We start from the raw sequence: 12,338 nt of genomic DNA, 5'->3' as shown, positions 1-12,338 counted from the left end.
AGCATGCCCAAAATCTAAGAAATAGGGGCTAATAGAGGCACTAAAGCGAGAAAAACACCCCTTATCCCTTCCTCTTGCTCAAAATTATGCGACTTCAATTGCTGGTTGTGACAAAATCATGCTTGATAGAGGCGCCCAATTTCAACAACGGGGATTACCGACGTAACGCTATTATTGGACACTATCGAAACTGCTGGATCTTCCTGGAAAGAAGTCACGCGGGTAACTGTCGGCCGTAACGTCAAAATAACCGTTTGCTTTTCAATATCTATTGACGGTTGCACCGTCATGACAAAACCGACAGGAATTGTTTGAACCTCACTCTGGACAGTCGTCCAATCAGATTGTTCTTTTTTGTCATGAGACCTTGGCAAATAATGCCGATCGTATTTAATCCGAAAGAAAATCTTGTTCTCTGCCACTTTGAGAACCGCCGGCTGATTATTTAGAACCGTCATCCGAGGATTGGAAAGAGTGCGCAACTCGCCAAAGGTCTTTATAAACTGCAGAAGAGCTGAAACACTCTTTCCATCAACCCCCACTGTTACCATGTTTTTAGGGCCAAAATTTCGCCTGCTCATATCTGAGGCATTTCGTACATCTAAAGATCCAACCAGGGGCACTGCTACTTTAAGGTCTCCAGATGTAAGTGTTTTCCAATTTATCCCGCTTTTAAACTGATCATGAAGACACACTTCGATAACCTTCGCCTCAATGAGAACCTGAGTCGAAATCGTTCTTTCTAATTTATTTAAATAATCTGCTACCATTTCATGTTGGAGGCTCGACCCCGACACAGTAATCAAACCTGCTTGTCGGTGGAGCGTGAAGTTGGATTCCGCCGTCCCCTTATCAGTATTGCCGCTGTTCCCCCCAACTTTTCCACTGCCAGCATAATCATTTACAAGTTTCACCAGAACATTGGAGATCTCTTCCCAAAAATCGATGCGTACTTTGCTGTTCAGAATGCTATGAGATCCATTATCCATTTTTTTGCCCCCGCCATCAAATGAGGCGAAAACATCTGTCGCAACGGAGAGATGATTTTCTTCCTCCCTTGCGACGGATAAGAATGGTACAGAATACGTAAGAACATAGGGTTTATCTGGAACTATTTTAAGGATCTCTCCAGAAAAGCTGTACCGCAAATGCCCTAACGAACAAAGACTCGACAGAACATTGCGAAAGGGGCGCTGTGTTGCAAAGAAAGTGACTTTTTCCACAGCCTCCGGACAGATTTCAATGTCTACCCCTGCCGCCTCAGACAATCCAATAAGAGCATCCTTTAAGGGCACTTCTCCATCTAATCCTATGGACACAAGGGTTGTTGGGAGTTTATCCTCAGGAGGAACTGTCTTTTCTTTAGAGATCTTTTCCTCAAACACACCTCCTTTGACCACAGAAATTTCCTCCCCTCCCATCCCTAGGGATGCCAAATCCTGTTCTTGTTCATTCATATACTTTTGTAAGCGTTCCCGACTCGAATTGTTGGAACATCCGACCAAGACAAAAATGATGAAAAGAATTGTAGACCCTTTAAAGTTCAGCATCATCACTCTCAATCTGTTGTACCCGAAATCAACCCTATCTTAGAAAAGTCAGATCGAGGAGCAGAATAAAGACATAGCGAGAAAAGCATATCTCTATTTATCAAGCAGTTATTCACGCCATCTCATCTGTGACAAATTTAAAAGGACCTCAAGGAGCACTTCTGGTTGAATTTTCAGTGAGATTTTCCTAAGACTTAGAGAGTGAACATAATACACAGCGATAGAGACACTCATGCGACTTTCATTTCTGGGCCTTAAACGTAATCCAAAGCTGGTTAAATCGATTCTGTTCCATGGGAGTGATCCAGAAATTGTCGCCTTTTACATCAAAGAGTATCTTTCTTTTTCCTCCACAGAGCCCTGTGCCGAAGAAATACCCGCGGCACATGTAAAGTCGGACCCAGAAGGCTTTATCACCAAACTATCTATGCCAAGTCTTTTTTCTAACCAAGTGCCCATCCTGATCAAAGGAGCTACGGACTCCCTCACCAAAACCCTATCGGACCCTTTGTCTAAAATTCCAGAGGGCCAACTTGTGCTCCTGGAGTCCTCCTATTTAAGAGCAACCTCATCCTTGCGCAAACTTTTTGAGTCAGAATCATTCCTTGGGGCCCTAACCTGTTTTGAACTAGATCGCCCCTATGTTATTGATAAGATACAATCTTTTAACCTAAACTTGCCACAAGAAGCCACTAACTTTTTAGTGGAGCGCTTTATTCAAGCTCCTTTCTTGATGAGAATGGAGTTAGAAAAGCTTTCTCTTTATAAATCTGAGAATCCTCTTTCTATCCAAGAGCTTTTCCCAACCAATGAATCCACCTATGAAGATCTTATTGATGCCTACCTTAAAAAGAATATTAAACAATTTTATAAAGCCTATGACGCATTACCCACAGGCAATAGTGACTCTATTCCCGTCTTACGCGTCCTATCTGCCTCTCTAATGCGACTCATTCAAGCCCACTCCCAAGTCTCTAAGGGAGACTCGATTGATCAAGCTTTAAGAACTCTCACACCACCATTGCGCTTGAATCAAAAAAGATCCTTCCCATACTATATCAAGTCCTGGACCACACCACAGTTAACGGCGGCAATTGAAACAATAAATAGGCTTGAGCAATCTGCAAAATCTACATCTCACTCTCCTCCGCAGACCATAAAAAGTTTGGAGCGGTTGCTGTGTTAGGGACCCCTTTTTCTGTTCGTTACTTTATATATATTTTATTCCTCACGACACTAAACCTATCAACAGCTTACGCTCTGCCCCCTGAAGCGTCGAAAGAAGTTCATGGAATTTCTTTGTTTGGGACACCAAAATACGGCCCTGAAGCTAAGCACTTTGATTACGTAAATCCTGATGCTCCTAAAGGAGGTTCTTTGGTTCTGTCCGTTCCCGGCACCATAGGAGGAACCCCTCACTATAGCTTTGATAATCTTAATCCATACACCGTAAAAGGATTGCTTGCTGCAGGAGTATATCTAACTGGAGCAACGCTTCTCACTAAATCTTATGACGAGCAATATACACTATACGGCTATATCGCTGAAAGTGTGCAGCTATCCTCTGACAATAAATGGGTAGCCTTTAAACTAAGAAAAAATGCTACATTTCACGATGGGACTCCTATTACACCCGAAGACGTGATTTTTACGGTTGAGTTACTGAAAAGGAATCATGCTCCAGGATTTAGAACAGCCCTCAAAAAAGTGCAAGCAGTTGAGAAAAGTGGATCCCACACGGTAAAATTTACATTTTTTGAAGAAGAAGACAAAGAATTTGCTTTCAGGATTGGGACGCATCTTATCATTTTGTCAAAGAAGGATTACGAGACCCGTAACATTGAAAAAACAACTTTGCTTCCCCCCTTAGGTGCTGGTCCATATAAGATTATAAAGCTAGATCCCGGGCTATCAATAACGTACGAAAGAATTAAAAATTGGTGGGGGCAAGAAGTACCGGCGCTAAAGGGGCTCTATAATTTTAACAAAATTAGATATGATTACTTTCGATCTCCAACCATGGACTTTCACGCGTTCAAGGCCGGGAAAGTTGACTGTCGGCACGAAAACAGAGCAAATTTTTGGGCAACTGAATACAATTTTTCTGCCGTCAAAAATGGAGACGTTCTTCTTTTAGAAATACCCAACGTCATGCCGCCCGGTATCGTAGCATGTTCTTATAATACAAGAAGAGAGCCTTTTAAAAATCTTAAGGTCAGAAGAGCGTTGGGATATCTTCTAGATTTTCAATGGATGAACAAAAATTTCTTTTACAACTCCTACAAAAGAACTAATAGCTACTTCAATGGCACTTCCTTTGCGTCAAGTGGAGCCCCAAGTGGAAAAGAATTAAAAATCCTAAACAAGTTTAAAGATCTACTTCCAGAGAAACTCTTTACTTCCCCCTTTGTGCTCCCTCAGACAGATGGCTCTGGTAACATAAGAGAAAATGTAAGAATCGCATTGAGAATATTAAAGGAAGCTGGTTGGATCCTGAAAAATAATAAACTGATTCAAGAAAAAACAGGAATAAGAATGACCATTGAAATACTTTATGATGGACAGGCTTTTGAGAAAGTTGGACTCTCCTTTGTAAGAAATCTTAAACAAATCGGTATTGATGTGAAGCTAAGAACAGCTGATTCAGCCCAAATTAATGAAAGAATAAAGAATTTTGACTTTGATATTCTGCTGAACTCAGGCTTTTCCCTACACGGGATTCCGGGTAGAGAAAGATCAAATATGTTTGGCTCTAAATCAGCTGATATCCCAGGTTCTCATAATTACGCAGGCATTAAAGATCCCGTCGTTGACAAACTTATTGATAACCTTGTGAACACCACGGAGTATGACGAATTGCTAGCTGTCGCTCGAGCCTTGGACAGAGTCCTTCTCTGGAAACACTACGTGATCCCTCTCTGGTATATCGATAATGCTAGGTTGGCCTGTTGAAATAAATATGGACGCCCTAAAAATACTACTGAACATTTCACCGGCTTCATGACTTGGTGGGTTGATAAAGGTCAGGAGAAACATTCTAACCTTATAGATCATTGATGATATTACTTTTAAAATAGAACCCCTTCCAGTTCTAGGTCTGAATCGTATTAAACTTCCTCAGTAAGTCGTCTAGCTCATCAAAAGTTTTAAAACTTACCTCAAGCACACCGCCATCGCTCTTAAATTTAATCGCAGTTTTGAGCTTTAGAATAGAGCTTACTTGATCTTCTAGGAGAGTAAGATCATTTCCAAAATCCTCAGGATCATTAAGTAGAGCCCCAGTTCCTTTCGTTCTTACCCTTCGTGTTTTTTGAGAATCTTTCCCCTCAAGATGCACCAAGCGTTCTGTCTGACGGACGTTCAAGTTTTGACTAATGACTCTCTCTGCCAGCGCCTCGGGAGAAGCGGCATTTAGAAGAGAACGCGCATGGCCTGCTGATAATTTTTCCTCCCTGAGATACTTCTTCAAAAGGTCCGAAAGATTGTTAAGGCGTAATGTGTTTGCAATATGGCTCCTGCTCTTACCAATGATCTCAGATAGTTTTTCTTGTGTGTATCCATGCTCAGCAACAAGCCTCTGATACCCCTCAGCTTCTTCCATTGGATTAAGATCTTCTCGCTGAATATTTTCTATCAGCGCCAGCCGAAGGAAATCAGAATCTTTACTGACCCTCTCAACAACTGGAACCTCTTTCAATCCAGCTATTTGAGCCGCCCTCCAACGTCGTTCCCCAGCAATAATTTCGTGAATTCCCTTTTTCATCGGCTGCACAATGATAGGCTGTATCAAGCCGCTAGACTTGATAGATTGAGCTAGAGAATATAAAGCAGCTTCATCAAAATACTTTCTAGGTTGGCCCTTGGCGGGAACAAGAAGGGAAACACTTACTGATCCTGTTGTCAGGCTTTGAGTTGTGGTCTTTACTTCTGTGGCTTCACCTCCAAAGAGTGACGAAAGCCCCCTTCCCAAACCTTGTTTTTTTGATCCCTCAGCTGGCATGTCTAATCTCCTCTTTCAAAATGGATTTTTTAGCAAGAAACTCCTTCGCTAATTTCATATAGGCCTCGGAACCAGAGCACCTCGTATCATATAATAGCAATGGTTTTCCATGGGACGGGGCTTCTGCCACCCTCACATTCCTCGGTATAACAGTATTGTAAACATATTCACCAAGATGTGCTTTAACATCTAGCATTACTTGGCGACTCAATGAATTTCTCCTGTCAAACATAGTCAGAACAATTCCCTCTAGTGACAAAGACTTATTCAATTTTTTTTGAACCCTATTGATTGTTTCCAAAAGCTGACTTAAGCCTTGAAGAGCAAAAAATTCGCACTGCAGTGGAATTAAAACTGCATCTGATGCCACAAGTGCATTTAGAGTAAGCAGGCCAAGAGAGGGGGGACAGTCTATAAATATGTAATCATAGTGAGATGAAACCTTGCTTAACAGCTTGTTAAGAAAAAACTCTCTAGCACTCGCAGAAACCAACTCTATTTCAGCTCCAGCCAAATCCTGAGTAGATGGCAAAATATCAAGGCGTGGAATTTCAGTTGGAGTGACGACCTGAGAAAACGGAGCACCAGATAGAAGCGCCTCATATACGCCTGGAGAGGTTGCTGGGATGCGAATTCCTAATCCAGTTGTTGCATTTCCCTGAGGATCCAAATCAACCAGCAGAACATTTTTGCACGTCGCGGCCAAACCAGTTGCTAAATTAATAGAAGTCGTTGTTTTGCCAACGCCACCTTTCTGATTTGCAATGGATATTATCTTCGACATAGACCGCGCCCTTATTTACTAAACATTTTTCTTTTAGCATTGGTTATGACAAGAATCCACCCCTCTTCACTCGTACAACTTTTTATTTTCTCAACTTCAAAAGAAAACTCTTTCTGTGCCTCAAGAATTTCTTCGTCAACGCTTTTTCCCTTATGAAATATTAACTTGGTTTCTGGGCCTATAAACCTACAACTATATGATAGCAACTTAGGCAATCTTGCGAGCGCTCTTGATGTAATGACGTCAGTCCGCCAGGGAGTTATTTTTTCTATTCGCGCGCAGTTAACCTCTGCATTCAGATTAAGTTCCCTTATAACCTCTTGCAGAAACATACATTTTTTATTCCTGGACTCAACCAGCTTAACCTGGAACCTCCCATCGCTCACTATAGAGAGAATCAAGCCAGGAAATCCTGCCCCACTTCCCAAGTCCGTAAGAACTTTAGTATTTTCAGGTACGCATGACATAAGCTGAAGAGAATCCAAAACATGCCTATCCCATACCTCTCCAGGATTGCCCCGGCTGATTAGGTTGACCTTCTCCTGCCAAAAGGAAAGCCGCTGTACAAACTTCTCAAGCATGGACATTGTTTCACGTAAAACATTTTTAAACATGTCGTTTTTTGGAATTCCATATTGTTTCACGTGAAACACTCCAAAAAGTACAGCGTTAGCCCTTAGTTATTCATGGAGTCAAAAAACTCTTCATTGGTTTTAGAGCCGCGTAGCTTATCTAATAAAAACTCCATCGCCTCTAGAGGTCCCATTGGATTGAGAATGCGACGAAGAACCCACATCTTGGAGAGAACTGACTTGTCCACAAGGAGCTCTTCCTTTCTCGTTCCTGATTTTGTGATATCAATTGCAGGGAAGACCCTCTTGTCAGATATTTTCCTATCAAGAATTATTTCTGAGTTTCCTGTTCCCTTGAACTCTTCAAAAATAACCTCATCCATTCTAGATCCTGTTTCAACCAATGCGGTTGCAAGGATTGTGAGCGAACCTCCTTCTTCTATATTTCGCGCGGCGCCAAAAAATCTTTTGGGTTTTTGCAGCGCGTTCGCATCAACACCACCTGTTAGGACTTTTCCTGAAGACGGTACAATTGTGTTATAGGCTCGGGCCAGTCTCGTAATGGAGTCCAGAAGAATGACCACATCTTTCTTTTGCTCTACTAAACGCTTGGCTTTGGCAATCACCATCTCAGAAACCTGAACGTGGCGTGAAGCGGGCTCATCAAAAGTTGAGCTAACAACCTCCCCCTTTACGGATCGCGCCATATCTGTAACCTCTTCTGGCCTTTCATCGATAAGAAGAACGATGAGGTAGGCTTCGGGGTGATTTGCCGTTATAGCATGAGCTATGTTTTGCAGCATCACCGTTTTTCCTGTCCTCGGTGGCGCCACAATGAGACCCCGCTGCCCCTTTCCTAACGGCGAAATAAGATCAACAACACGAAGCGTTTTATCTTTTACCTTTGCCTCGTCAATTTCTAACTTGATGGCATCTTCTGGATACAGGGGGGTGAGATTGTCAAAGTTAATTCGATTTTTGAGTTTTTCTGGTTTATCAAAATTTATACTATCGACTTTTAGTAAGGCAAAATATCGCTCACCCTCTCGCGGCGAACGAATTTCCCCGTCCACTGTGTCGCCGGTGCGTAGAGCAAACTTTCTAACCTGACTGGGAGACACATAAATATCATCTGGCCCAGGCAAGTAATTTGATTCGGGAGAACGAAGGAAACCAAAGCCATCTTGCATAATTTCGAGGACGCCTTCCCCAAAGATTGGCACGCCATTACCAGCCTGATGCTTAAGGATGGCGTACATAATGTCTTGGGTTCGCATGGTGCTTGCGTTCTCGACCTCCAACTTCTCAGCAAAAGCCAAAAGGTCAGGCGGCGTCATTTTCTTTAGTTCTTTAAGTTTCATATGTTCCAACTGTTTGGATAAAAATATATACGTTTTTGGGATTTGTTTCTTCCAGAATGGAGAGCTTGAGCTCTTAATTTAAACTCTATATCATAAACAAAAGGGAAATCAAGAAAAAAGTTTGCGAGAACCATCACCCCAACAGCGTAAGCACCGTAGCCCCGCGATCAAAAGCCACGCCCCACCGGACCAATCAGATCCTTTTCACATTTAGAAGGGCAACAGATGAACGCGCGCGCCAGGGGGTAACACTTAAATCAACGATTAAAAATGGTGCCTCGTTCGTGGGCAGAGAAGGGTGTCCAGACTGCCAATTGAGCACACTTTTGCCCTATATTGGGAGCATCATTAGAAGGGTCTCCCTTGCAGATACTCAACCACTTCTTAAACTCTCCTACATCACGGCAAACCTCCTGCACAGACTCCGAGTCATTTATAAAGCTCTCTCTGCGACAGTTTCTCCTCCACTCCTGATAGTCTTGACTGGGCTCAAACTGGTAGGCCGAAGCTGGAGCTCTCCTCTGCGAACTGTCTGCCTCATCTCTATGGGGCGCAGGAGCACCACACGCAAAATCACAAACAGCCACCATCACGAGGGTAGCTAAAAATAGTCGTTTCATTTTCTTTAATTCCTTCCTATGCCTTCTCACTCTTAGATGCATGCGATACATCCATTAGTTCACGCTTAACGCTGAAGAATAAAAATGTCAAACCAAAACAACACACAGCCCCTGTCAAAACGCACAACTAGCCAACCCTCCGACATCAAACCATCAATGCGACCGCCCAGGTGCTCTGGTCTTTTTCTCTCCTGCGAAAAAGATTAAAAAAACTTCAGCACCGCCAGGAGAACAATGAAGATGGTCAAAACTGGAGGAATCTCATTCAAAAGACGAATCGTCTTTGAATTAAAGGGAACCTCACCCCTCAGGAGCTGCTTGTGGGAGCGTACAAAATAACCTTGCGAGAACAACAGGGCGAGAACAAGCACCAGCTTTAAATGGAACCACCCAGACGGTGGCGCCAGAACCCCCGGAATAAGCATAAGAATTACACCAAAAAAAACAGCCCCTATGGTCGCCGGCGTTAAGATAAAGCTTAGCAGTCGCGCCGCCATCTTGCTCAAAAGCTTTACAATTTCCGGATTGCCTATCTCCTCAACGTGATAGACGAGCAATCGGGGGAAGTAAAAGAGCGCCGCCATCCAAAAAATAACGAGAATAATATGAAGAGCCTTAATCCAAAAAAAATAAGGTACTAAAAATTCAAAAGCATCCATTTTCGTTGACTTCTCCTTTTTTATTCTTAAAAAACAATCGGTTCGTCGAGATTCAGGATCGAACTAGGTCTACGAGGCCCTGAATGTTTTCCGGAGGTGTTTCCTTGTTCACCCCATGTCCTAGATTAAAAATAAAAGGTTTTCCGGCAAAGGCCTTCAATATCTTTTGGACTTCACTTTTCATAACATCCCCTCCAACAAGAGCCAAGGCGGGATCTAAATTGCCCTGTAGAGGGCAGGAAAATGTTTGGAGAGCCCAGGACAAGGGAACAGACGAATCAAGGCTCAAGGCGGTCACCCCTGTCCCATAAAAATAGGCCTCGTATAAAATGCCCGACCCCTTTGGAAACCCTATAATGGGAAGATCTGGAAAACGCTCCTTCAGCCCCGAGACTATTTTGGCCGTTGGCTTTATGACCCAATCTTCATAAAAGTCCGCAGGTACAGCCCCTGCCCAACTGTCAAACAACTGGATGACCTCCGCTCCACTATTCACCTGTGCTTCAAGATATGAAAGTGTGTACTCGGCCAAATTCATTAAGAATTGCTGAAACTTCTGAGGGTTTGCAAAGGCGGCCGCTTTGACTCCAGAAAAATCTTTTGAGGGGCCCTGCTCCACCATATAGGTCGCGACCGTCCAGGGAGCCCCAGCAAAGCCAATCAGCGCAACGTCCGCTGGCAGCCTATCTTTAACTTGCTTTATTGTCTCATAAACGGGAGCAAGTCTTTCATGAAACACTTGTATTTCTTGTTTAATTTCAAATAGTTGCCCTGGAAAGGCGCCTAATTGAGGGCCAACGTTAGGTTCAATCTGAACATTCTGGCCGAGGGCATATGGAACCATCAAAATATCAGAAAACAGAATGGCGGCATCCAATTTAAAGCGGTTTATAGGAAGAAGCGTCACATCAGCAGCAAGGCTTGAAGACAGACATAAAGACATAAAATTCTTTACTTGAGCCTTAATTTTTTGATACTCCGGAAGATATCTTCCCGTTTGCCTCATAAGCCAAATGGGGGGAATATCCAAAACATTTCCTGCAAGTACGTTTAAGAGTGGTTTCATATGGGCGACCTTTCAGACTAACAATATATTCTTATAATATTATTTATAGAAAAGTAGTAGTAGTTTTAGGGGAAAAGGATAACGGGGATAAAATTTTTTCCACAAAGTTACTAACTCGAGGTTTTTTTTTCAGACGAAGCTGGCATTAAAGAAACAAAAGCCCTCGTTACTTTTCCAGAGGTGTTGAAAACATTGCTAACATGTTAATAGGACGTACGATAACTTATGAATAGCGGGGATAAAATATGCAAATAAGACATTATGGACAGTCTTCCACATTTACAAAGAGGGTTTTCCACAAGCCATGATTGAACAAACAGTTCTTCCCCTCATTCTTGCCTCTCAGAGCGCAACACGCAAGAGGCTTTTGACAAAAGCAGGCGTGCCGTACGAAGCCGCAGATCACGAGGTTGATGAGGTTGTTCTTAGGGCGCGCCTTAAGGGTGACGCTTGTTCTTCTGAAGACGCAGCCCATAGATTAGCCGAACAAAAGGCGAAGTCTGTAAGCACCAAGTTTCCTGATCGGCTGACGCTTGGGGCTGATCAGCTTTTTGTTTGCGAGGACCACTGGTTGGGCAAGGTCTCCAGCGTTCAAGAGGCGAATGACATGCTGAGACGTCTCTCAGGAAAGGAGCATGCCCTTATTACCGCAATCAGTTGTGTTGAAAATGGCCGGGAGGTTTGGTCGTGTATCGATACAGTCCGAATGACCATGCGCCCCCTGAGCGAGGCGTTTATCGCCTACTATGTGGAGAAAGTAAGCCGCAGTATAGAGGGAGGAAGCCACTTGTATCAGCTGGAGAATCTTGGGATTCAGCTTTTTTCCCAAATACGAGGCGACTATTTTAGTGTTTTGGGCTTGCCGCTTCTTCCTTTGCTCCCCTTTTTGCGCGAGCGAGGGCTTCTTCCGGCGTAGATCTAGCGCAAGAGAGGTGGGGCAGGCTGTTTTTTCTCGCCATGGCGCGTCAGGCGAGTATACTCTTAGGCGAATGAGAACAAGCACTGGAAACAGAGAATGATCGTCGTTGGCTTAACAGGGTCCATCGGTATGGGAAAGTCTACAGTTGCCTCCCTTTTGAAGCTGTGGAAAATCCCTGTTTGGGAGGCGGACTCTGTTGTTCACACATTTTTGGGTGTTGGAGGTGAAGCCGTTCCTGCGGTGGCAAATGAATTTCCAGGCGCCTCAATAGGGGAAAAGATTGATAGAAAAAAACTGGGGCAAATCGTATTCCAAAATGAAAAGGCCCTCGAGGCCTTGGAAAAAATAGTACATCCGCTGGTCGAGCGTGAGGGCGTTCGTTTTATAGAATCCAGCCAGCGAAGAGGGGAGAGAATGGTTGCTTTAGACATTCCTCTCTTGTTTGAAACCCACAGTGACTTTTTGTGCACCCACACAATGTTGGTCCAAGCTCCTCGTTTTGTCCAAGTGGCGCGCGTTCTGAGACGGCCGGGGATGACTTTGGCAAAAATGAACGCCATCTTGTCTCGTCAAATGAGCGACAGAAAGAAGAGAGAGGCCGCAGACTTCATCATTAATACAGGAATCTCTCGACGGGAGACCGTTCGTCAGTTAAAAAACATTATAAAGAGCAAATTGCAAAATTATGAAAGTGCGGAAGTTTCACGGAGGATGCAAGGATAAGAATGATATTTTTTTGCACTGATCAATCCATAAGGCACAATTTTAACTGTTTTTCTGGTCTTCACGCGCAATTTTCCCCTGTTT

At 43.5% G+C, this 12,338-nt stretch carries 12 protein-coding genes; 4 read left to right on the top strand and 8 right to left on the bottom strand.

From position 1 onward, the window contains the following. Positions 1–116: 116 nt before the first annotated feature. Entirely contained in the window at positions 117–1,550 is a 1,434-nt protein-coding gene (locus HOL16_02570; protein MBT5389578.1) for a hypothetical protein, read from the bottom strand. Positions 1,551–1,782: 232 nt separating this feature from the next. Here HOL16_02570 and HOL16_02565 point away from each other — a divergent pair, with 232 nt between their 5' ends. Next, on the top strand, positions 1,783–2,736 hold the full coding sequence (locus HOL16_02565) for a hypothetical protein (protein ID MBT5389577.1): 954 nt from the start codon (positions 1,783–1,785) through the stop codon (positions 2,734–2,736). Beyond that, on the top strand, positions 2,730–4,502 hold the full coding sequence (locus HOL16_02560; GenBank protein ID MBT5389576.1) for an ABC transporter substrate-binding protein: 1,773 nt from the start codon (positions 2,730–2,732) through the stop codon (positions 4,500–4,502). The genes HOL16_02565 and HOL16_02560 overlap by 7 nt, the downstream gene beginning before the upstream one ends. A gap of 139 nt (positions 4,503–4,641) precedes the next feature. Here the strand turns inward: HOL16_02560 and HOL16_02555 are convergent, their stop codons facing one another. The 7 genes from HOL16_02555 to HOL16_02525 form a co-directional block, all read right to left on the bottom strand. Continuing rightward, positions 4,642–5,550 carry a ParB/RepB/Spo0J family partition protein gene (locus tag HOL16_02555; GenBank protein ID MBT5389575.1) on the bottom strand — a complete coding sequence of 303 codons (909 nt, stop codon included), beginning with the start codon at positions 5,548–5,550 and terminating at the stop codon, positions 4,642–4,644. Then, positions 5,540–6,334 carry a ParA family protein gene (locus tag HOL16_02550; protein MBT5389574.1) on the bottom strand — a complete coding sequence of 265 codons (795 nt, stop codon included), beginning with the start codon at positions 6,332–6,334 and terminating at the stop codon, positions 5,540–5,542. The genes HOL16_02555 and HOL16_02550 overlap by 11 nt, the downstream gene beginning before the upstream one ends. An 11-nt stretch (positions 6,335–6,345) precedes the next feature. Next, positions 6,346–6,978: a 16S rRNA (guanine(527)-N(7))-methyltransferase RsmG gene (gene rsmG / locus HOL16_02545; protein ID MBT5389573.1), complete on the bottom strand. Its 633-nt coding sequence runs from the start codon at positions 6,976–6,978 to the stop codon at positions 6,346–6,348. A gap of 32 nt (positions 6,979–7,010) precedes the next feature. Further along, a complete protein-coding gene (gene rho / locus HOL16_02540) occupies positions 7,011–8,267 on the bottom strand; it encodes a transcription termination factor Rho (protein MBT5389572.1) in 1,257 nt (418 codons plus the stop codon). Positions 8,268–8,524: 257 nt separating this feature from the next. Next, the gene (locus tag HOL16_02535) at positions 8,525–8,887 is read right to left on the bottom strand and encodes a hypothetical protein (GenBank protein MBT5389571.1); all 363 of its coding nucleotides are present in this window, start codon (positions 8,885–8,887) and stop codon (positions 8,525–8,527) included. A 203-nt stretch (positions 8,888–9,090) separates the two neighbouring features. Continuing rightward, a complete protein-coding gene (locus tag HOL16_02530) occupies positions 9,091–9,546 on the bottom strand; it encodes a TIGR00701 family protein (protein MBT5389570.1) in 456 nt (151 codons plus the stop codon). Between the two features lie 52 nt (positions 9,547–9,598). Beyond that, positions 9,599–10,612 (bottom strand): uroporphyrinogen decarboxylase, encoded by a 1,014-nt coding sequence (locus HOL16_02525; protein MBT5389569.1) that lies wholly within the window; start codon positions 10,610–10,612, stop codon positions 9,599–9,601. A 304-nt stretch (positions 10,613–10,916) separates the two neighbouring features. Here HOL16_02525 and maf point away from each other — a divergent pair, with 304 nt between their 5' ends. Together maf and HOL16_02515 are read left to right on the top strand one after the other, a co-directional pair. Continuing rightward, a complete protein-coding gene (gene maf, locus HOL16_02520) occupies positions 10,917–11,528 on the top strand; it encodes a septum formation protein Maf (GenBank protein ID MBT5389568.1) in 612 nt (203 codons plus the stop codon). Between the two features lie 99 nt (positions 11,529–11,627). After that, positions 11,628–12,254 carry a dephospho-CoA kinase gene (locus tag HOL16_02515; protein MBT5389567.1) on the top strand — a complete coding sequence of 209 codons (627 nt, stop codon included), beginning with the start codon at positions 11,628–11,630 and terminating at the stop codon, positions 12,252–12,254. Positions 12,255–12,338: the final 84 nt, after the last annotated feature.

Source organism: Alphaproteobacteria bacterium (assembly GCA_018662925.1).
Classification (GTDB): Bacteria; Pseudomonadota; Alphaproteobacteria; order 16-39-46; family JABJFC01; genus JABJFC01.
Note: the sequence above shows the minus strand (reverse complement) of the source record. Positions and strands in the feature narration are given on the sequence as shown.